Origin of the sequence: Natronococcus roseus (assembly GCF_043677095.1) — an archaeon.
Lineage (GTDB): Archaea > Halobacteriota > Halobacteria > Halobacteriales > Natrialbaceae > Natronococcus > Natronococcus roseus.
In genome coordinates this window covers 128841-148057 of record NZ_JBHLJR010000003.1, presented here as the reverse complement: position 1 = coordinate 148057, position 19217 = coordinate 128841, and the positions used below count along the sequence as shown (strand labels likewise).

19 protein-coding genes and 3 tRNA genes are annotated in these 19217 nt (G+C 64.3%); 13 read left to right on the top strand and 9 right to left on the bottom strand.

What is annotated here, in order from left to right; translation table 11 throughout:
- Positions 1–91 precede the first annotated feature (91 nt).
- Positions 92–1108, top strand: coding sequence for an NADP-dependent oxidoreductase (locus ACFEMD_RS08700; protein WP_394740634.1), 1017 nt, complete (start codon positions 92–94; stop codon positions 1106–1108).
- A 9-nt stretch (positions 1109–1117) separates the two neighbouring features.
- Here the strand turns inward: ACFEMD_RS08700 and ACFEMD_RS08695 are convergent, their stop codons facing one another.
- The 3 genes from ACFEMD_RS08695 to ACFEMD_RS08685 are packed head-to-tail and all read right to left on the bottom strand — an operon-like array spanning position 1118 to position 4231.
- A complete protein-coding gene (locus ACFEMD_RS08695) occupies positions 1118–1915 on the bottom strand; it encodes an ABC transporter permease (RefSeq protein ID WP_394740633.1) in 798 nt (265 codons plus the stop codon).
- Positions 1915–2940, bottom strand: coding sequence for an ABC transporter ATP-binding protein (locus ACFEMD_RS08690; RefSeq protein ID WP_394740632.1), 1026 nt, complete (start codon positions 2938–2940; stop codon positions 1915–1917). Before ACFEMD_RS08690 ends, ACFEMD_RS08695 begins: the two co-directional genes overlap by 1 nt.
- Before the next feature lie 58 nt (positions 2941–2998).
- Positions 2999–4231, bottom strand: a complete 1233-nt coding sequence (locus ACFEMD_RS08685) for a CBS domain-containing protein (protein WP_394740631.1) — start codon at positions 4229–4231, stop codon at positions 2999–3001.
- Positions 4232–4667: 436 nt separating this feature from the next.
- Here ACFEMD_RS08685 and ACFEMD_RS08680 point away from each other — a divergent pair, with 436 nt between their 5' ends.
- The 3 genes from ACFEMD_RS08680 (at position 4668) to ACFEMD_RS08670 (ending at position 6673) form a co-directional block, all read left to right on the top strand.
- Positions 4668–4898, top strand: a complete 231-nt coding sequence (locus ACFEMD_RS08680; RefSeq protein WP_394740630.1) for a MarR family transcriptional regulator — start codon at positions 4668–4670, stop codon at positions 4896–4898.
- Between the two features lie 130 nt (positions 4899–5028).
- Positions 5029–5559: a 50S ribosomal protein L16 gene (locus ACFEMD_RS08675; RefSeq protein WP_005554570.1), complete on the top strand. Its 531-nt coding sequence runs from the start codon at positions 5029–5031 to the stop codon at positions 5557–5559.
- Between the two features lie 229 nt (positions 5560–5788).
- Positions 5789–6673: an ATP-grasp domain-containing protein gene (locus ACFEMD_RS08670; protein WP_394740629.1), complete on the top strand. Its 885-nt coding sequence runs from the start codon at positions 5789–5791 to the stop codon at positions 6671–6673.
- A 65-nt stretch (positions 6674–6738) separates the two neighbouring features.
- Here the strand turns inward: ACFEMD_RS08670 and ACFEMD_RS08665 are convergent, their stop codons facing one another.
- Together ACFEMD_RS08665 and ACFEMD_RS08660 are read right to left on the bottom strand one after the other, a co-directional pair.
- On the bottom strand, positions 6739–7134 hold the full coding sequence (locus ACFEMD_RS08665) for an Hsp20/alpha crystallin family protein (protein WP_394740628.1): 396 nt from the start codon (positions 7132–7134) through the stop codon (positions 6739–6741).
- Positions 7135–7178: 44 nt separating this feature from the next.
- Positions 7179–8246, bottom strand: coding sequence for a type II glyceraldehyde-3-phosphate dehydrogenase (locus tag ACFEMD_RS08660; RefSeq protein WP_394740627.1), 1068 nt, complete (start codon positions 8244–8246; stop codon positions 7179–7181).
- A gap of 268 nt (positions 8247–8514) precedes the next feature.
- Between ACFEMD_RS08660 and gap the strand changes: the two genes are divergently transcribed.
- The 6 genes from gap (at position 8515) to ACFEMD_RS08630 (ending at position 14245) form a co-directional block, all read left to right on the top strand.
- Positions 8515–9585, top strand: coding sequence for a type I glyceraldehyde-3-phosphate dehydrogenase (gap, locus tag ACFEMD_RS08655; protein WP_394740626.1), 1071 nt, complete (start codon positions 8515–8517; stop codon positions 9583–9585).
- A gap of 47 nt (positions 9586–9632) precedes the next feature.
- Positions 9633–10841: a phosphoglycerate kinase gene (locus ACFEMD_RS08650; protein WP_394740625.1), complete on the top strand. Its 1209-nt coding sequence runs from the start codon at positions 9633–9635 to the stop codon at positions 10839–10841.
- Between the two features lie 53 nt (positions 10842–10894).
- Positions 10895–11848, top strand: coding sequence for an aminopeptidase (locus ACFEMD_RS08645; RefSeq protein WP_394740624.1), 954 nt, complete (start codon positions 10895–10897; stop codon positions 11846–11848).
- A gap of 157 nt (positions 11849–12005) precedes the next feature.
- Positions 12006–12659 (top strand): HVO_0476 family zinc finger protein, encoded by a 654-nt coding sequence (locus tag ACFEMD_RS08640; protein WP_005554559.1) that lies wholly within the window; start codon positions 12006–12008, stop codon positions 12657–12659.
- Between the two features lie 117 nt (positions 12660–12776).
- Positions 12777–13445, top strand: coding sequence for a protein-L-isoaspartate(D-aspartate) O-methyltransferase (locus ACFEMD_RS08635; protein ID WP_394740623.1), 669 nt, complete (start codon positions 12777–12779; stop codon positions 13443–13445).
- 56 nt (positions 13446–13501) lie between these two features.
- A complete protein-coding gene (locus ACFEMD_RS08630) occupies positions 13502–14245 on the top strand; it encodes a protein-L-isoaspartate O-methyltransferase family protein (protein WP_394740622.1) in 744 nt (247 codons plus the stop codon).
- A gap of 172 nt (positions 14246–14417) precedes the next feature.
- On the opposite strand, the gene ACFEMD_RS08625 is transcribed toward ACFEMD_RS08630, so the two are convergent.
- The 4 genes from ACFEMD_RS08625 to ACFEMD_RS08610 form a co-directional block, all read right to left on the bottom strand.
- On the bottom strand, positions 14418–14831 hold the full coding sequence (locus tag ACFEMD_RS08625) for a group I intron-associated PD-(D/E)XK endonuclease (protein WP_394740621.1): 414 nt from the start codon (positions 14829–14831) through the stop codon (positions 14418–14420).
- Between the two features lie 183 nt (positions 14832–15014).
- Positions 15015–15087 (bottom strand) — tRNA-Asp (locus ACFEMD_RS08620).
- A gap of 18 nt (positions 15088–15105) precedes the next feature.
- Positions 15106–15178, bottom strand: a tRNA-Asp gene (locus tag ACFEMD_RS08615).
- Positions 15179–15196: 18 nt separating this feature from the next.
- Positions 15197–15269 (bottom strand) — tRNA-Asp (locus ACFEMD_RS08610).
- Positions 15270–15574: 305 nt separating this feature from the next.
- Between ACFEMD_RS08610 and ACFEMD_RS08605 the strand changes: the two genes are divergently transcribed.
- Genes ACFEMD_RS08605 through rpoB form a run of 3 tightly spaced genes read left to right on the top strand, consistent with a single transcriptional unit; the run spans position 15575 to position 19213 of the window.
- Complete coding sequence (locus tag ACFEMD_RS08605) at positions 15575–15802, top strand: DNA-directed RNA polymerase subunit H (RefSeq protein WP_005554554.1); 228 nt, start codon at positions 15575–15577, stop codon at positions 15800–15802.
- Positions 15803–17377, top strand: a complete 1575-nt coding sequence (locus tag ACFEMD_RS08600) for a DNA-directed RNA polymerase subunit B'' (protein WP_005554553.1) — start codon at positions 15803–15805, stop codon at positions 17375–17377.
- 6 nt (positions 17378–17383) lie between these two features.
- Entirely contained in the window at positions 17384–19213 is a 1830-nt protein-coding gene (gene rpoB, locus ACFEMD_RS08595; RefSeq protein WP_394740620.1) for a DNA-directed RNA polymerase subunit B, read from the top strand.
- The last annotated feature ends 4 nt before the right edge of the window (positions 19214–19217 follow it).

Here is a 19217-nt window from a genome sequence, read left to right as displayed (position 1 = left end):
ACGGTTGCTCTTCCGGTCGAATTCGCACCCCCGCGCTCGAGTCGGGTTCCGGGAGCCGAATACTAACTTCCCCCCGGGGCCTTGACGACGTATGGCAGAAACCAGACAGTGGCGGCTGGCGAGCCGTCCGTCCGGCGAACCGACCCGCGAGAACTTCGAGCTCGTCACCGTTGCTCGACCCGCGCCCGAATCGGGCGAGGTACTCGTTCGAACCCTCTACCAGTCGGTCGATCCGTACATGCGCGGGCGGATGCGCGACGCCGAGTCCTACGCGGAGCCGTGGGACGTCGGCGACCCCCTGCAAGCGGGGGTCGTTGGCGAGGTTATCGAGTCCAACTACGACGGGCTCGAGTCGGGCGATATCGTGGCGGGCGAACTGCTGTGGGCCGAACACGCGGTCGCTGACGGGAACGCCCTCCGTCAGGTCGACCCCGACCACGGGCCGATCTCGACCGCGCTGGGTGTCCTCGGGATGCCCGGCGTGACGGCGTACTTCGGAACGACGGACGTCGCCGAGCCGAAACCGGGCGACACGGTCGTCGTCTCGGCCGCGGCCGGCGCGGTCGGCTCGGTCGTCGGGCAGCTCGCCCGCCTGAGCGGCGCTCGAGTGGTCGGAACGGCCGGCAGCGACGAGAAAACGGCGTGGCTCACCGACGAGCTCGGGTTCGACGCCGCGATCAACTACGAGACGACCGACGACCTGCCCGGCGCGGTAGCCGAGGTCTGCCCCGACGGCATCGACGTCTACTTCGACAACGTCGGCGGGCCGATCACCGACGCCGTCTGGCCGCTGCTCAACGTTCGGTCGCGGGTCGCCGTCTGCGGACAGATCGCGCTGTACAACGCGACGGAGATCCCGACCGGGCCCCGAAAGCTCGGCAAACTTATCGAGTCTCGCGCCCGCGTGGAGGGGCTGCTCGTTTACGACTACGAGAACCGCTGGGGCGAGGCGCTCGAGCGACTCTCGAAGTTCATCGCCGACGACGAGCTTCGCTACCGCGAGGACGTCGTCGAGGGGTTCGAGAACGCGCCCGACGCCTTCATGGGGCTGTTCGAGGGCGAGAACATCGGCAAGCAGTTGGTGCAGGTCGCCGATCGGAGCGGCTGACCCTCGGGGTCAGTCGGTCAGCCCGTAGCCGATCTTGAACAGGTAGACGTCGACCGCGACGACGCCGACAGTGAGTAGCGTGAGCACGCCCAGCGAGGCGTACGGCGCGAACTCGGCGTAGGCCGCCGGCGCGATTTCGAGCATGTCGGAGTAGCCAAGCAGCCCGTACCGGACGCTGTCGACCATGTAGACCATCGGGTTCAGCAGGGAGACGGTCTGCCAGGTCGACGGCAGCATCGTCAGCGAGTAGAAGACGGCCCCGAAGAAGACCAGCGGCCGCAGGATGAACTGGTTCATCACGGTGAGGTCGTCGAAGTCCCGCGCCACGAGCCCGCCGATGATTCCGAAGCCGGCGAAGAGCGCGGCGATGACGACCATCGTCGCCACCAGGAACAGGCCGTTCTCGATCGAGATCGGAACGAACAGCCGACCGATGGCGGCGATGATGACGCCGACGATCAGCCCCCGGACGGCGCTGGCGCCGACGTAGGCGACGACCATCTCGACGTAGGAAAGCGGCGAGGTCAGCGTCTCGTGGATGTACTCGTTCCACCGGCCGTGGAAGATCGAAAAGGAGGCGTTCTCGAAGGCGTTCGAGATCGTTCCGAGGACGACCAGCCCGGGAACGAGAAAGAGGATGTAGCCGATCCCCGCGACGGGTTCGTCGATCCGGCCGCCGAGGATGATCCCGAAGACGGCGAAGTACAGCACGTTCGTGATCGCCGGCGGCATGAACGTGTTCTTGGGGCGACGGACGAACCGGAGTAGCTCGCGCTGAAAGAGCGCCCGGAATCCGACCGAGAGCATCAGGCGATCCCCTCCTGTTCGCGTGCTGGCGTCTCCGTCCCCTCGTCGTCCGTCGTCCCGTTGCCCGACGCCTCCTCGTTCGTCGGCGCGTCGGATCGGGTCGTCGTCCGGTCGTCCTGCCTCGTCAGGTCGACGAAGATCTCCTCGAGCGACGTGCGGGTGATCTCGAGATCGGCGATCTCGTGGCCCGCCGCCTCGAGGTCGTTCAACAGCTGCGGCGCGGTCGAGCCGCCGTCGTCGACCCGGACCTCGAGTCGGTCGCCCTCGAGGGTCGCCTCGTGGGCGTAGCCGCCGACCGACGGGGTGACCGACGGCGCGTCCTCGAGGCGAACCGAGATCGTGTCCGTCCCTCGCGTCTTGAGGTCGTCCGGCGTCGCGACGGTCACCTTTCGGCCCTCGTTCATGATCGCCACGCGGTCACAGAGGCGTTCGGCCTCCTCGATGTAGTGGGTCGTCAGCAGGACCGTGGTGCCCTCCTCGTTGAGTTCGGTCACCAGCTCCCAGAGGTCGTGGCGCAGCTGGACGTCGACGCCCGCGGTCGGCTCGTCGAGGATCAGGAGGTCCGGCTCGGTGACGAGCGCTCGAGCGAGCAGTAGCCGACGCTTCATCCCTCCGGAGAGCCAGTCGAAGCGCTCGTTTCGCTTGTCGTAGATTCCGACCCGCTTGAGCACCTCGTCGGCTCGTTCCCCGGCTTCCTCCTCGGGGATCCCGTGGTAGCCGGCCTTGTGCATCAGGACCTCGCGGATGGGAAAGAAGCGGTCGACGTTGAACTCCTGGGGGGCGAGTCCGATCGCGTCTCGGGCCTGCCGGTAGTCGTCCTCGACGTCGTGGCCGAAGACGCGAGCCTCGCCGCCCGTCTTGCGGACGAGTCCGACCAGCGTGTTGATGAACGTCGTCTTCCCGGCCCCGTTGGGACCGAGCAGCCCGAAGAACTCGCCCTCCTCGACGGTGAGCGAGAGCTCCTGTAGCGCGCGCAAGTCGCCGTACTCCTTCACGAGGTCCGTCGTCTCGATGGCCGGTGGCATCGCTGACACCTCGGCCACGCCCGCGGTTAAGAATGTTGAATCCGGTACCCGGCCGGCCTCAGTCGCCCGCTCGAGGCCGGCTCGAGGGGTTGACGCTGCCGCTCTTCTGGACGATATCGAAGGCCGTCATCACGTCGGACCGCGAGATCAGGCCGACCAGGTCGCCGTCTGTCCGCGGGACCGGGTCGCCGAACGCGCCCTCTGAACCCCACTCGTCTTGGCCTTCGACGACGAGGAGCCGCCCGATGCCGTGTTCGCGCATCCGTTCGATAGCCGTCATCGCGTCCGAATTAGGATCGATCGTCTTCAGGTCGGTCGTCATGACGTCCGAGACCGTGTACGCGTCGCGCTCGACGGGTTTGATGTCGCGGGCGTCCGACAGCGTCACCAGTCCGACGAGTCGCTCGCCGCCGAAGCCGTCGGTCTCGACGACCGGGTAGCCGGTGTGTCGCTCGGTGAACATCCGCTGGATCAGCTCCGCGACGGACGCGTCCGGCTCGACGGTGTGGAGGTCGCTCGCGGTCGTCATGATGTCTCGAACCGTGACGTCCTGGAACGCGGCCTTCATCGTCACCTGCTGGGCCTCGCTCGAGGCGGCGATGTAGACGAAGAAGGCGACGCCGATGAGGATAATGTTGACCGCGAACAGTCCGAACAGCCCCATCGCGACCGCGAACATCTTGCCGATGCTCGCGGCCTGCTGGGTCGCTTGAGCGTACGAGCGGCCGCGAGCGAGCAGCGCACGAAGGATACGGCCGCCGTCCATCGGGAACGCGGGGATCATGTTGAATATCGCGAGCGCGACGTTGAGCACGGCGAGGTAGCCGAGCACGAACCGCGCGCCGCCGAACGCCTCGGGAGTAACGAGAAAGAGTACGTAGGAGGCGACGCCGACGAGCACGGAGACGATCGGGCCGGCGATGGCGATGGTGAACTCCTGTCGCCAGTCCTCGGGCATCTCCGAGAGCGCGGCGATGCCGCCGAACAGCCAGAGCGTGATCGAGTCGATCGGAAAGCCGTACCGCTGGGCCGTCAGTGAGTGGCCGAGTTCGTGGAGCACGACGCCGACGAACAGCCCGACCGCCGCAGCGAAGCCGAGTATCCACGGCAGCGCGCCGCCGGTTACGGCGCCGACGTCGATACCGGCGCCGAGCACGTCGTTGAGGATGGTGGTGACAGGTTCGATCTGGACGCCGATGAGGTACGCAAATAGCGGGAGCACCAGCAAGAACGTCAGATCGAGCTTGATCGGGATTCCGAACAGGGAGCCGATCCGAAAGCTCTTCAGCATACGAGGTATTTCCGGAGGCAGACCCTTAAATACGCCGCCGTCGTGGTGAGGCGACGACGAGTTCCGATCGGCTCGAGCGGAACCGGAGCTTCGATCATCCGCCGTCATCGGCTCGAGATAATATACCTTATACAAGGATCTGATCGGGATAGATAATGATCATTAATGACTTAATAGTGATTACTAGCTGAGTATATTCAACGACTGAAAGCAGTTACCGGCGATCATTTACCGGTAGTAACCAATTTGACACCATCTCCTCCGTTCCAAAGAGAACTCTCCGAGAGCGTCCGAAATGCTCGATATACTCTTCTAGATGGGCGTTATCTACTGGCATGAATAGGCCATATTGATATTAGGTTGGTTATATCCATTGTACTATATTGCTCGGATGCACCATAGACTTATATGGAACCTCGGTGTGGATTGTACTACGATGATGGAACAGCAACTCACCACCACGCAACTCGAGCCGCTCCCGACCGAAATCGACTCCCCACAGGCGAAACTCGTCTACCTGTACCTCGAGGCCAGCGGCGGTGCGACGGCGTCGGATCTGAACGAGGTCCTCGCGATGAAGAAGATCGGCGTCCTCTCGGTCCTGAACTGCCTCACCGAGGAGGGGCTCGTCGAGAAGAACGGCGTCGAGTACGTTACCTGCAACTGAGCGACGATTTTTGACGTGTTGTCGGTTAACTCGCCGAGCAGTTCCGTCTGAAGCCGCCGCTGGCGCGGACGTGGCGGTTCGAAGGCTTTATCCCCACGGTAGGCTTCGGTTTTCGTAAGTAACTACAACCATGTCGGACAAACCCGCCTCAATGTACCGGGAGATCAGTAAGCCGGCCTACACGCGCCGCGAGTACATTACTGGAATCCCCGGATCGAAGATCGCACAGCACAAGATGGGCAACGTCAGCGCCGGTCCCGAGGACTACCCTGTCCAGATCAGCCTCATCACCGAGGAAGAGGTCCAGATTCGCCACGGAAGCCTCGAGGCCTCGCGTCTGTCGGCCAACCGCCACATGCTGAAAAACGCCGGCGAGAACAACTACAAGATGATCCTCCGGAAGTTCCCCCACCACGTCATCCGGGAGAACAAGCAGGCGACGGGTGCGGGTGCGGACCGTGTCTCCGACGGGATGCGCCAGTCGTTCGGGAAGATCGTCGGCACCGCCGCGCGCATCGACGCCGGCGAGCGCATCTTCACGGTCTGGTGTGACTTAGACGACGCCGAGCACGCCAAGGAGGCGTTCCGCCGCGCGTACAACAAGATCTCGCCGCCGTGCCGTATCGTCGTCGAGAAGGGCGAAGAGCAGCTGGTCTCGTAACCCCACCTTTTACTTTGGGACGGCGTCGCCGTTCCGTCGCCACACGGCACAGTGCAAACGCCGCTCTCACCGACGACACTGAAGCCGTTCGTCGCGGTTCCGGTTCGTGACCGTTCTAGCCGAGACCGCTCGCGCTCGAGAAACCCGTCCCGTCGACCGCGAATTGAGGGCGGCGAGTCCCCGAGTGCGGGTACGCAAACTTTTGGGTGTCTACTCCCGACTCTCGAGCATGATCGATCTCGCGGTCGCGAACGCTGAGGAGACGTTCGATCGGATGCGCGACCCCTTCGGCGAGCGCGGCATTCGCGCCCACCACGTCCCCGTGAGCGAGCAGATCGTCCCGCTGGGGGCGGATGCGCCCTGGACAGCCGACGAGTACGACGTCGGCTTCGTCTACCCCGGACGACCGATGGAGGGTGGCGTCGCCGACGCCCTGCTCGAGATCCCGTGGCTCAACGACCGTGAGGCGATCCTCACCTCGCGGAACAAAGCCGAGGTACTCGCTCGGCTCGAGCGAGCCGACCTGCCCGTACCGCGGTCGGTGTACGTCTCTAACGACGTCGGCGAGAGCGAACTGATCGAGGCGTTCGATCGGTTCGAGCCGCCAGTCGTGGTGAAACCGAACTCGACGACTCGCGGAGTCGGGGTCGCGAAGGCCCACGACCTCGATTCCTTCCTGGGGATCTGTGACTACCTCTCGCTGGTCCACGACTACCGGGCGACCGGGGACCGATCCTTCCTGGTCCAGGAGTACCTCCCGGATGCCACCGATTACCGGGTGATGGTCCTCGAGGGCGAGTACGTCGGCGCCGTCGAGCGCCGCCTCCCCGACGACGCGGTCCGTGAGGGCCAGTGGAAACATAACGTCCATCGCGGCGCGAAAGCACGGGGGGTCGACCTCCCGGCGGAGTGGCGCCGACTGGCCGAGTCGGTCGCCGAGGTCCTCGAGATCCCGTTTCTCGGGGTGGACCTGCTCGAGACTGACGATCGGGTCGTGATCAACGAGACGAACGCCCGGCCGACGATCGACGAGGCGACGAAGTACGAACCGGGGTTTTACGACCGTTTAGCGGGAGCTATCTCCGACTGTACCGACGTTTCCAGGACTGTTTGACGACCTGTTTCGGAACGGAACTCGAGAACAAAACCGGCGTCGACCGCGAGTCGACTCTCGTATGCTTACTCGAGGCTGATTCCCGAGGAGTGTTCGGCCGACTCGAAGACGACCTCGAGGACGCCGTTGTTGTACGTCGCCGAGGCGCTGTGTTCGTTGACCCGCTGGGGGAGCGAGACGCGCTCGTCGTACTGGCGGTGGTCACTCTGGGCCGAGATCGTGAGCGTCTTCCCGTCGCACTCGAGGTCGATGTTGTCCTTTTCGACGCCCGGAAGGTCGGCGACGACGCGGATCTCGTCGTCGGTCTCGTGGATGTCGACGTGGGTGTCCATGCCGAATCCGCTGTCGACGGCACTCGAGGTGTCGAAATCGACATCGGCACCGCTCATCATCTCGTTCATCATCCGCTCGATTTCCCGAAAGAGATCGTCGAAGGGTTCGTCGCGGTCGTCTCGTCGCATAGCTGGTGGTAAGGAAGGGACGGCCAAAAGCTTTCCCCGACGACTCAGTCGGCGGTCTGTCGATCGAGGGCGCGTTCCTCGGCGTTGTCCAGTCGGCTGAGACCGATCCCCAGCGTCTCGTTCGTCAGTGCTCGGCTCTCGGGGCCGTCGAGCAGTCCCGTTACCGAGCGAATCGCGTCGACGTTCTCGGGAACGACGTCGGACTCCTGGTGGATCGCCTGCATGCAGTAGAGGTCGCGTCCCTCGATGGTGATCGACTCCTCCCAGATGCAGTTCTCCCAGATGTCGCCGCGGGGGCGGCCGGCGTCGAGTGCGAGGTCCTTGAGCGTGCCGGCGCCGTCGATGCCGGCGTAGTCGGGGATCATGAGCAGTCGGTCCTCCCCGCGGAGACGGTCGCGGATCTCCGCAACGTCGTCGGGTGCCTCCTCGAGGGTGATGTTGACCGCGTGGACGTGCATCATCGTCGTCGGGACCTTGAGCCCGATCGTGTCGATGTCGAGTTCGGGGAAGACGGTCTGGACGTCCGGACCGTGGTGGGAGGGGATGGAGACGGGGTCCGGCAGGGCGTCGTTGATCGGGCCGCGACCGGTCTGGTCCGGGTCGCCGCCGCGACGAACGAGCGTCGTCCGTACCTTCTCGATGCCGTAGTCCTCGTGGATCGGCGAGACGAGCCTCGAGAGGCCGGTCGTGTTACAGGAGACGACGCGAACGTAGTCGGCGTCGGTCGCCTCGTCGTAGTTCGCGCGGGCGTTGAAACTGACCTCGGCGATGGTCGCGTCCTCGCCGCCCTGGAAGAGTGCGGGGGTGTCGTGGCGCTCGTACAGCGGGCGATTCTGCGCACCGATTCCGGACGGTGTCGCGTCGACGACGATGTCGCTGTCGGCGACGAGGTCGTCGACGGTGCCGGCGAGGTCGATGCCGGCCTCGTGGAACCCATCGGTGCGGTCCTCGTCGACCGCGTAGAGCGGGTACTCCGCCTCGGCCGCCCCGAGTGCGACGTAGTCGGGACTGACCTTGGCGACGCCGGCGACCTCCATATCTGGCTGAGCTCGCACGGCGTCTGCGACGCGCTTTCCGATGGTTCCATAACCGTTGATTCCGACCCGGAGCATACGCATCGACATCCACCGTCAACCGGCATAACTGTTTTGCAAGAATCTGATAGATGTTAACTCGAAATTGAGTTGTTCGACGTAGATCGGCCGAAGAACACGTGCTAACGTGTATACACACCAAAATATAAAAAATACAGATATTTCTATGATATGTGGTACCACAACGAGTTCCCTCGTCGAACGCTAGATCGGAATCCTTCCCTATCGTCAATCAACGTTTTGGAAGGGGCAAGTGATTTAATCGTGGCCCGCGTAGTACTCAGATATGAGTGAACATTCGTACACGGAGAACGAGTTCGAGGGGACGCTCCGTATCGGTCTCAACGGGTTCGGGCGGATCGGACGCAACGTCCTTCGCGCGTCGCTTGCGTACGACGACGTCGAGATCGTCGCGATCAACGACGTCATGGACGACGACGACATGCGTTACCTCCTGCAGTACGACTCGGTTCACGGCCGCCTCGAGGACGTCTCCCTCGAGGACGGCACCCTTACCGTCGAGGGCCAGGAGATCCGGCTGACCTCCGAGCGCGATCCGACCCAGCTGCCGTGGGACGAACTCGACGTCGACGTCGCCTTCGAGGCGACGGGGATCTTCCGTACACACGACGAGGCCGCCCAGCATCTTGAAGCCGGCGCCGAGAAGGTGCTGATCTCGGCTCCGCCGAAAGGCGAGAAGGAGGTCCAGACGATCGTCTACGGCGTCAACCACGACGAGTACGACGGCGAGGACGTGCTCTCGAACGCCTCCTGTACGACGAACTCGGTCGCGCCGGTCGTAAAGGTCCTCGACGACGAGTTCGGCATCGAGTCCGGACTGCTGACGACGGTTCACGCCTACACCGGCACCCAGAACCTCGTCGACGGCCCGCTCGACAAGCGTCGCCGCGGTCGCGCCGCCGCCGAGAACATCATCCCGACCTCCACCGGCGCCGCCATCGCCACCACCGAGGTGCTGCCCCAGCTCGAGGGCAAGCTCGACGGGATGGCGATGCGCGTCCCCGTTCCGAACGGCTCGATCACCGACCTCACCGTCGACCTCGAGGAGGACGTTACCGAGGAGGAGCTCGCCGACGCGATCCGATCGGCGGCCGACGACGAACTCGCCGGCGTGCTCGGCTACACCGACGAGGAGATCGTCTCCCGGGATATCGTCGGGCTCCCGTTCTCCTCGTACGTCGACCTCGAGTCGACGATGTCCCTCGAGGACGGCCTCGTCAAGGTACTTACCTGGTACGACAACGAATACGGCTTCTCGAACCGGATGCTCGATCTCGCGACGTACGTCGCCGCCGAGGCCGAGGACCAGGAGGCCGACGAAGCCGTCGCCCGCTAAGCAGTTTCCACTTTAAATTTTAAGCGCGTTCGACACGCCCACTCCGTATGTTCAAGACGATCGACGATCTCGAGCCCGAACAGCGACTGCTGGTTCGTTTCGACCTCAACGCCCCCGTCGAAGACGGCGCCGTCCAGGACAACCGTCGGTTCACCCGTCACGCCGAAACCCTGCGGGAGTTGCTCGAGGACGGCCACGCCGTCGCCGTGCTGGCCCACCAGGGTCGGCCCGGCCGCGACACGTTCGTCTCGCTCGAGCAACACGCCGAGATCCTCGCGGATCACCTCGATCGGGACGTCGACTTCGTCGCGGATACCTTTGGCGAGGACGCGCTGGCAGCGATCGACGGCCTCGAGGCTGGCGAGGTGCTCGTCCTCGAGAACGCCCGGATGTGCGACGAGGAGCTTCCCGAGGAAGAGCCCGAGGTCAAAGCCGACACCGAGTTCGTGCGAACGCTCGCCCCGGAGTTCGACGCCTACGTCAACGACGCCTACTCGGCAGCCCATCGTTCTCACGCCTCGCTGGTCGGCTTCCCGCGCGTGATGGACGCCTACGCGGGACGCGTGATGGAACAGGAGTACACGGCGAACTCGTCGATCCAGGAACGGGAGTTCGACGGCACCGTCACGATGGCCCTCGGCGGCACCAAGGCCGAAGATCTGATCCCGGTTATCGAGGGCGTTGACGACACCGTCGACCGGTTCTGTCTCGGCGGCATCGTCGGCGAACTCTTCCTACGAGCCGCGGGCCACGACGTCGGCTACGACGTCGAGGGAACCGACTTCTTCGACGAGCAGTGGGATGCCCAACGGGAGACGATCGAGCGCATCCTCGCGGAGTACGAGGATTCGCTGCACCTCGCGAACGACCTCGCCTACGAGGGCGAGGACGACGAACGCGCCGAGGTCGACGTGGAGGGCCTCGAGAAAGAGACCTCCTACCTCGACGTCGGCCCCGACACCGCCGAGACGTACGCCGACCTCGTCCGCGAGTCCGAGGCCGTCTTCGTCAAGGGCGCGCTGGGGGTCTTCGAGGACGAGCGCTTCGCCGACGGCACCGTTTCCGTACTCGAGGCGATCGCCGAAACGGACTGCTTCTCGGTCGTCGGCGGCGGCGACACCTCCCGTGCCATCGAGATGTACGGTCTCGACGAGGACGAGTTCGGCCACGTCTCGATCGCCGGTGGCGCCTACGTCCGCGCGCTTACCGGCGAGCCCCTGGTCGCGGTCGAAGTGCTCGAGGACGCCGCCAAGTAAGTCCTCGATAGCCGATAGCAAGACCTTTCGGCTCGCTAGGTCCACTATCGAGTATGTCAGACCTTCGCGCGGCCGCCGAGACGGCCGTTCGGCAGTGTCTCGCCCTCGAGTCCTCGGAGAGCTGTGCCGTCGTCACCGACGACGAGCGCGAACCGATCGGCGAGGCGATCTACGAGGTCGCAAGCGAGATTTCCGACGACGCCGTGATCGTTCGCTACCCGCCGGGCGAGACCCACGGCGGCGAACCGCCGGAACCGGTCGCAGCGGCGATGGCCGGCGCCGACGTCGTCCTCGCGCCGACGAGCAAGAGCCTGAGCCACACCCGCGCCCGCGGCGAGGCCAACGAGGCCGGCGCCCGCGTCGCGACGCTACCGGGAATCACCGAGGAGGTCTTTACCACCGGGCTGGACGCCGACTACGAGGCGATCGCCGACCACTCCGCCGACGTCCTCGAGCAGGTCGAAGACGCCGAGGAGATCCGCGTCACCGCCCCCGCGGGGACCGATATCACGTTCGGGATCGGGGATCGGGAATTCCTCTCCGATACCGGAATCGTTCACGAGCCCGGCCAGATGTCGAACCTTCCCGCGGGCGAGGTGTTCGTCAGCCCCGAAACGGCCGACGGAACGTTCGTCGTCGACGGAACGATGCGTCCCCACGGGCTGCTCGAGGACGGCCAGGAGCTTCGCTTCGAGGTCGAAGACGGACTCGTCACCGAGATTTCAGACGACGAGATCCGCGAGACGGTCGAGAACGCCGCTGAAGAAGTTGGCGACGCCGCCTACAACCTCGCCGAACTCGGCATCGGCACCAATGTCGCGGTCACCGATCTCGTCGGTTCCGTCCTGCTCGACGAGAAGGCCGGCGGGACGGTTCACATCGCGATCGGCGACGACGCGGGCATCGGCGGCGACGTCGATGCGCCGATCCACCTCGACGGAATCCTCCGGGAGCCGACGGTGTGGGCGGATGGGGAGGTCGTAGATCTCCCAACGAGCGAGCGGTGAAATCGACAGTAGGCTCCGAGATCGAGCTATCGAGCGCCGAGTAGGCTCGGGTCCTCGAGCGGGCGTTCGAGCCGACTCGAACGACGACGGTGCGAGCCAGTGACGGGCTCGTGTACGGTCCAATCGGCTTTTACGGTCGTGGCGTCTACGGCGTGCTATGAACGACGTTCCAGACCGGATCCCGACGCCCTGTCCGTCGTGCTCGCCGGACCTCGAGACGGTCCACGAGGTACTGACGGCGGGCGGCGGGGCGCTTACGGTTCGCTGCAGCGAGTGCAGTCACGTCCACAAGGTACAGCCCGATCCCGAACGCGAGGTCACCCTCGACGTCGTCGTCTCCCAGGAGGGCGAATCGTTCACCGCGAACGTCACCGCGCCCGAAGACGAGACCGTCGAGGTCGGCGACGAGTTCATCCTCGAGACCGACGAGGTGCTCTCGACGGTTCGCGTGACCAGCATCGAGCTCGACGGCCACCGCCGCGTCGAGGAGGCCGACGCCGACGACGTCGAGACCGTCTGGACCCGGGAGGTCGACAACGTGGCGGTCAACGTCACCGTGCATCCCCAGGACGGCTCCCGGGACGACAGCCGGAGCATCACCGTCTACGTCCCCGGCGACTACGAGTTCGAGGTCGGCTCGATCGAGGAGTTCGGCGACGACGAGTTCGAGATCGACGCCTTCGTCGTTCGGAAGGACGCCTCGGAGTACGACCGCGATCGCTACGACATGGAGGGCGACACGGGCGTCGCGAAGGACCTCAAACGGGTCTACGCCTACGACGAACAGACCAGCGCCTGGTCGGCCTGGTAGTCGACTCGACGAGTCTCTTCCGAGACGCGGCCGACGTCCGGAGCACGTCTCCGGACGAACCGACCGGCACGCAGTTGCGTCCCACAGGCTATTGCTCGCGAGCCCGTAGACTCCACCATGTTCGATCGGTTCAGCTCCGACGACGGGGACGACCGGACCGACGACTACGAAGCTGCTCGCGAGCGGATGGTCCGAACGGTCGCCGACCGCGTCGACGACGACCGTGTCCTCGAGGCTCTCCGGACGGTTCCCCGCCACGAGTTCGTCCCGCCCGATCGTCGCAGCGACGCCTACCAGGACCGACCGCTCCCGATCGGGGACGGCCAGACGATCAGCGCGCCGCACATGGTCGCGATCATGGCCGATCGGCTCGAACTCGAGCCCGGTGCGGACGTCCTCGAGATCGGCACCGGTTGTGGCTACCACGCCGCCGTCACGGCGGAACTCGTCGGTGCCGAGGGCGTCTACAGCGTCGAGTACGGCGCGGATCTCGCCGAGCAGGCGCGGGACCGTCTCACTGAAACGGGGTACGGCGACGTCTCGATTCGCGTCGGCGACGGCCGCGAGGGGTGGACAGAGCACGCACCGTACGACGCGGCGTACTTTACCTGCGCGACGCCAGAGCTGCCCGACCCCGTCGTCGAACAGGTCCGGTCCGGTGGTCGGCTACTTGCCCCGATCGGGACCGGGTTTCAGAGGCTGGTCATGGTCGAGAAGCGCGAGGACGGAAGCCTCGAGCGAAGCGAACACGGCGGCGTTCGGTTCGTTCGAATGCGAGGGGAGTAGTCGGTGGTTGCGCGGGCGGGCGCGCAGTTGATAACGCTTCGTCCGCTACCCCGGGTATGGACCCTGCGGTACTCCGAGAGGACCTGGTCGACGGCCTCGAATCCCCCTCAAAGGGGGTCCTCACGGACGAGGCCGTCGCCATCGCCATGCGGGACGTTCCCCGCCACGAGTTCCTCGAGGACGACCGAGCCGCCTACGCCGACCGCGAGCACGAGATCCTCGAGACCCGCGTCCTCGCACCGAGCACGGTCGCCCGGCTGTTCGAGGCGCTCGCCCTCGAGGACGGCGACGACGTGTTGATCGTCGGCGCCGGCGTCGGCTACACGGCGGCCGTCGCGGCCGAGATCGTCGGCGAGCACGGCGTCCACGCCGTCGACATCTCGCGACCGCTCGTCGTCGAGGCACGAGCCAACCTCGAGCGGGCGGGATACGAGGGCGTCCTCGTCGACCGTCGCGACGGCGCCAGCGGACTCCCGGAGTACGCCCCTTTCGATCGGATCCTGCTCGAGGCGGCCGCGGTCGACCCGCCGCGACCGCTGCTGGCCCAGCTCGCCGACGGCGGCCGGCTCGTCCTCCCTCGAGGTACCCAGCCCCAGCGGCTCACGGCCGTCGACGCCGACGGCTCGAGCGAACGGTTCGAGGCAGTCTCGTTCGATCCGCTCCTGCTCGAAGGCGAGCAGTCCGGCGCGGTCGAACGGAATCGGACGAACCGCGAGGACGTGGAGTACGCTCGCCAGCGGGCGGAGTCGCGAACGGGCTGGGAGCAGGACTGGATCGAGTGGGAGGATCGGATCCGCTGACTGGGGTTTTTGTCGCGTCGATTCTCAGCGCTGAGCGCCGACATCGTCGAGAGAAGCCCCGGGAAACGGACTGAAGCGAACGTTGGAGACGCTGGGACTGAGCACAACTCAAACTGGTCTGGGAGGAGCGAATCGAGTTAGACGAAGGTAATAGAAACAGCTAACGGGACGATCAGGGACAGTTCTCGCTGAACTCGTAGTCAACCGCCCAGTTAATCGAGGGATGGTCGATAGCAGCGTCGAATCGTAGCTCCATTTTTTGCGCCGTTGCCTCATCAACGGGTATCCAGTAGAGCTGATCCGTTTTCGGATACCGAACACAGAACGCATCGATTTCGTCCCGATAGGTCTGTTCGTGGTAGTTTCCGTCTTTGGTCGTCTGTGAATGCGTATTAAATCGAATCGTCTGTGACTTGTTCTGCCATGCGGTTTTGCACTGAACTCGATACAACGTCGTACCATCATCGACTACGAGATCGTACTTGTCGTTGTCACCGAACGGAATTGAAACGCTGTATCCGGTTTCTATGAGCCGTGAGGCGACCTTGATCTCGGTTTCGTCACCCCTTTCTTTTGAGTTCCGCATCGTATCTGCAAGTAACAGGTGATACTACTAATGGTATCCGAGAACGCTACGACTGCCGGTACGGTAGAGTAGCGTGCGCTTGCGGATAGAAGGGAACGCTCGCTCCACTCCTCGGTTCTGGACTGCTTCTTTCAGGAGCTTTGCTCGTGGAGGAGAAACGGGTCACTCACGATATTGAGAAAGCGCCCGGAGCGGGATTTGAACCCGCGTCACAACCGTGACAGGGTTGTATGATGGGCCACTACACCATCCGGGCAGACAAGTCGCAAGAAAGCGCCCGGAGCGGGATTTGAACCCGCGTCACAACCGTGACAGGGTTGTATGATGGGCCACTACACCATCCGGGCAGACAAGTCGCAAGAAAGCGCCCGGAGCGGGATTTGAACCCGCGTCACAACCGTGACAGGGTTGTATGATGGGCCACTACACCATCCGGGCTTGCTTGCGGCGTCTTACGACGCATTTCTCAGTTTCCCGGTGAGAGTATTAAGGCTTTCCAATCGTGGAACGTGTGGTAGGACGAACCGGGACACGTCCGTCTCGAGGCTGTCTACTTTCGCTCCCCACAAGGAATATAACTGAGAACGGGCTACGTACGAACGTGACAGATAGTTCCGGTCAAGTTCGCCAGGCCGGATAGCCGTGCTTTTGGATCGAGTTAGTAACCGTTAAATGCGTCCCTCCGTTACGTGCCTGTAGTATCTCGTGACAGCCGCTTCTCTCCCGATAGCCCGCACCAACACATGGTAGACGTAAGCCAACACGAACTCGTTCCGGAGCACACCGTTCTCGAGGAGGACGTCCTCGAGGAGGTCCTCACGGAGTACGACATCGACCGCACAGACCTGCCGAAAATCAAGCGCAACGACTCCGCTCTCCCGGACGAGGCGGACGTCGGCGACGTCATCAAGATCGTTCGGAACTCACGCACAACCGACCAGGCAGTCGTATACCGACTTGTGGTGGAATAAATGTCAATAGAACTTGATCGATCGAAACGACGGGATATCTCGCGCGAATACTTCTCGAAGGAACGGCTCGCCGAACACCACTACCGATCGTTCAACGCCTTCCTCAACCGGGGAATGCAGGAGGTCGTCGACGAGAAGGAGACGATCGACACGGATATCGGTGACAAGGAGGGCGAGGAACCGGTCTACGTGGAACTGGGCGACGTCCGCGTCGTCACGCCCCGCGTTCGGGAGGCCGACGGCTCCGAGGAGCTGCTGTACCCCCAGGAGGCCCGACTCCGGAACATCACGTACTCCGCGCCCGTTTTCATGGAGATGTCGATCGTCAAGGGCGAGGAGGGCGACGAGCGCGTCGTCGACTCGACGGAGACGAAGATCGGCCGGATGCCGATCATGGTCGGCTCCGACAAGTGTAACATCGCCGGCTTCAGCGACGAGGAGCTGATCGAGATCGGGGAGGACCCCGCCGACCCCGGCGGCTACTTTATCGTCAACGGCTCCGAGCGCGTGCTGATGACCAGCGAGGACCTTGCGCCGAACAAGATCCTCGCGGAGTACGACACCAAGTACGGTGACGAGATCCAGGTCGCCAAGACCTTCTCGCAGCGCCGTGGCTACCGTGCGCTCGTGCTCTGTGAACGGACCCGAAACGGGCTACTCGAGGTCTCGTTCCCGTCGGTCTCGGGATCGATCAACTTCGTCACGCTCGTTCGGGCGCTGGGCCTCGAGAGCGACGAGGAGATCGTCCACAAGGTCTCGAACGACCCCGAGGTCGTCAAGTACATGCTCGAGAACCTGGAGGAGGCGGAAGTCCAGACCGAGGAGGGTGCAATCGAGGAGCTCGGGAAGCGCGTCGCCTCCGGCCAGGGGAAGAACTACCAGCTCAAGCGAGCCAACTACGTCATCGACCGCTACCTTCTGCCACATCTCCACGAGGAAGGTGTCGACGAGGAGGACGTCCGGATCAACAAGGCCCACTACCTCTGTCGGATGGCCGAAGCCTGCTTCGAGCTCGCGCTCGGCCGGCGCGAGGCCGACGACAAGGACCACTACGCGAACAAGCGACTGAAGGTCAGCGGCGACCTGATGCGGGACCTGTTCCGGACCGCCCTGAACAAGCTGGCCCGGGACGTGAAGTACCAGCTCGAGCGCGCCAACATGCGCAACCGAAACCTCTCGGTGAACACCGTCGTTCGATCCGACGTGCTGACCGAACGCCTCGAGCACCCGATCGCGACGGGCAACTGGGTCGGCGGCCGCTCGGGCGTGAGCCAGCTGGTCGACCGCACCGACTTCATGGGCGTTCTCAGCCACCTGCGCCGGCTGCGCAGCCCGCTCAGCCGCTCGCAGCCACACTTCGAGGCACGGGACCTGCACGCGACCCAGTGGGGTCGCATCTGTCCCTCCGAGACGCCTGAGGGCCCGAACTGTGGGCTGGTGAAGAACTTCGCACAGGCGATGGAACTCTCCCAGAACATCGAGGACGAACAGGAACTCAAACGTGAACTCGCCTCGATGGGCGTCGAGGGGATCCCCGGTCTCGAGGGTATCGAGCGATCGACCGCAGACGACTGATAAATCATGAGCAGCCAACAACGAGAAGCGAAAGTCTACGTCAACGGGTCGCTGGTCGGGACCCATCCCGATCCGCACGAACTGGCCGAACAGATCCGCGAAGCGCGACGCATCGGCGACGTCAGCGAGATGGTAAACGTCTCGGTCAAGGATCGCACCCGAGAAGTGATCGTCAACGCCGACGCCGGCCGCGCACGTCGACCGCTTTTGGTCGTCGAGGACGGCGAGCCCCGAATCTCCGACCAGGAACTCGAGGCACTCCAGGACGGCGACCTCGAGTTCGAGGACCTCGTCGAGCACGGCTACATCGAGTTCATCGACGCCGAGGAGGAGGAGGACATCTACGTCGCCGTCGACGAGGACGACCTGAACGCGGATCACACGCACCTCGAGATCGACCCGCAGCTGATCTTCGGGATCGGTGCGGGAATGATCCCCTACCCCGAGCACAACGCGTCGCCCCGAATTACGATGGGGGCGGGGATGATCAAGCAGTCGCTGGGGCTGCCCAGCGCGAACTACCGGATCCGTCCGGACACGCGCCAGCACCTGCTGCACTACCCGCAGCTCTCGATGGTCAAGACCCAGACGACCGAGCAGATCGGCTTCGACGAGCGACCCGCGGCCCAGAACTTCGTCGTCGCCGTCATGAGCTACGAGGGGTTCAACATCGAGGACGCGCTGGTCATGAACAAAGCGAGCGTTGAACGCGCGCTCGCTCGCTCGCACTTCTTCCGGACCTACGAGGGTGAGGAACGACGCTACCCTGGCGGCCAGGAGGACCGCTTCGAGATCCCGAGCCAGGACGTCCGTGGCGCCCGCGGCGAGGAAGCCTACACCCACCTCGACGAGGACGGCCTCGTCAACCCCGAGACGACGGTCGACGAGAACTCCGTTCTACTGGGGAAGACGAGCCCACCGCGATTCCTCGAGGAGCCCGACGACATGGGCGGGCTCTCGCCACAGAAGCGCCGCGAAACGTCGGTAACGATGCGCTCCGGCGAGAGCGGCGTCGTCGACACCGTCACGCTGATGGAGGGCGAGGACGGTTCGAAGCTCTCGAAGGTCTCCGTGCGCGACGAACGGATCCCCGAACTCGGGGACAAGTTCGCGAGTCGCCACGGCCAGAAGGGGGTCGTCGGCCACCTCGCGCCCCAGGAGGACATGCCCTTCACCGAGGAGGGCGTCGTGCCCGACCTCGTCCTGAACCCCCACGCCCTGCCGTCGCGGATGACGGTCGGGCACATCCTCGAGATGATCGGTGGAAAGCTCGGCGCCATGGAGGGTCGTCGCGTCGACGGGACGCCGTTTTTGGGCGAGGACGAGGACGAACTCCGCGAGGGGCTTGAGCAGAACGGGTTCGACTCCGCCGGCAAGGAGACGATGTACTCCGGAATCTCCGGCGAGAAGATCGAGGCCGAGATCTTCGTCGGGATCATCTTCTACCAGAAGCTCTACCACATGGTCTCGAACAAGCTCCACGCCCGCTCGCGCGGTCCCGTGCAGGTGCTGACTCGCCAGCCCACCGAGGGTCGCGCCCGCGAGGGTGGACTCCGTATCGGGGAGATGGAACGCGACGTCTTCATCGGTCACGGCGCCGCGATGACGCTGAAGGAGCGACTGCTCGACGAGTCCGACCGCGAGTTCATCCACATCTGCGGACAGTGCGGAATGAGCGCGGTCGAGAACGTCGAACAGCGCCGCGTGTACTGTCCGAACTGCGACGAGGAGACGGATATCCACGAGATCGAGATGAGCTACGCGTTCAAGCTTCTCCTCGACGAGATGAAGGCCCTGGGTATCGCGCCGCGACTGGAACTGGAGGACGCCGTCTAACCCA

What these genes read in the sequence shown, in the direction of transcription:
- ACFEMD_RS08700 (WP_394740634.1), top strand. Translation starts at nt 92, where the DNA reads ATGGCAGAAACCAGACAGTGGCGGCTGGCGAGCCGTCCGTCCGGCGAA.
- ACFEMD_RS08695 (WP_394740633.1), bottom strand. Translation starts at nt 1,915, where the DNA reads ATGCTCTCGGTCGGATTCCGGGCGCTCTTTCAGCGCGAGCTACTCCGG.
- ACFEMD_RS08690 (WP_394740632.1), bottom strand. Translation starts at nt 2,940, where the DNA reads ATGCCACCGGCCATCGAGACGACGGACCTCGTGAAGGAGTACGGCGAC.
- ACFEMD_RS08685 (WP_394740631.1), bottom strand. Translation starts at nt 4,231, where the DNA reads ATGCTGAAGAGCTTTCGGATCGGCTCCCTGTTCGGAATCCCGATCAAG.
- ACFEMD_RS08680 (WP_394740630.1), top strand. Translation starts at nt 4,668, where the DNA reads ATGATGGAACAGCAACTCACCACCACGCAACTCGAGCCGCTCCCGACC.
- ACFEMD_RS08675 (WP_005554570.1), top strand. Translation starts at nt 5,029, where the DNA reads ATGTCGGACAAACCCGCCTCAATGTACCGGGAGATCAGTAAGCCGGCC.
- ACFEMD_RS08670 (WP_394740629.1), top strand. Translation starts at nt 5,789, where the DNA reads ATGATCGATCTCGCGGTCGCGAACGCTGAGGAGACGTTCGATCGGATG.
- ACFEMD_RS08665 (WP_394740628.1), bottom strand. Translation starts at nt 7,134, where the DNA reads ATGCGACGAGACGACCGCGACGAACCCTTCGACGATCTCTTTCGGGAA.
- ACFEMD_RS08660 (WP_394740627.1), bottom strand. Translation starts at nt 8,246, where the DNA reads ATGCTCCGGGTCGGAATCAACGGTTATGGAACCATCGGAAAGCGCGTC.
- gap (WP_394740626.1), top strand. Translation starts at nt 8,515, where the DNA reads ATGAGTGAACATTCGTACACGGAGAACGAGTTCGAGGGGACGCTCCGT.
- ACFEMD_RS08650 (WP_394740625.1), top strand. Translation starts at nt 9,633, where the DNA reads ATGTTCAAGACGATCGACGATCTCGAGCCCGAACAGCGACTGCTGGTT.
- ACFEMD_RS08645 (WP_394740624.1), top strand. Translation starts at nt 10,895, where the DNA reads ATGTCAGACCTTCGCGCGGCCGCCGAGACGGCCGTTCGGCAGTGTCTC.
- ACFEMD_RS08640 (WP_005554559.1), top strand. Translation starts at nt 12,006, where the DNA reads ATGAACGACGTTCCAGACCGGATCCCGACGCCCTGTCCGTCGTGCTCG.
- ACFEMD_RS08635 (WP_394740623.1), top strand. Translation starts at nt 12,777, where the DNA reads ATGTTCGATCGGTTCAGCTCCGACGACGGGGACGACCGGACCGACGAC.
- ACFEMD_RS08630 (WP_394740622.1), top strand. Translation starts at nt 13,502, where the DNA reads ATGGACCCTGCGGTACTCCGAGAGGACCTGGTCGACGGCCTCGAATCC.
- ACFEMD_RS08625 (WP_394740621.1), bottom strand. Translation starts at nt 14,831, where the DNA reads ATGCGGAACTCAAAAGAAAGGGGTGACGAAACCGAGATCAAGGTCGCC.
- ACFEMD_RS08605 (WP_005554554.1), top strand. Translation starts at nt 15,575, where the DNA reads ATGGTAGACGTAAGCCAACACGAACTCGTTCCGGAGCACACCGTTCTC.
- ACFEMD_RS08600 (WP_005554553.1), top strand. Translation starts at nt 15,803, where the DNA reads ATGTCAATAGAACTTGATCGATCGAAACGACGGGATATCTCGCGCGAA.
- rpoB (WP_394740620.1), top strand. Translation starts at nt 17,384, where the DNA reads ATGAGCAGCCAACAACGAGAAGCGAAAGTCTACGTCAACGGGTCGCTG.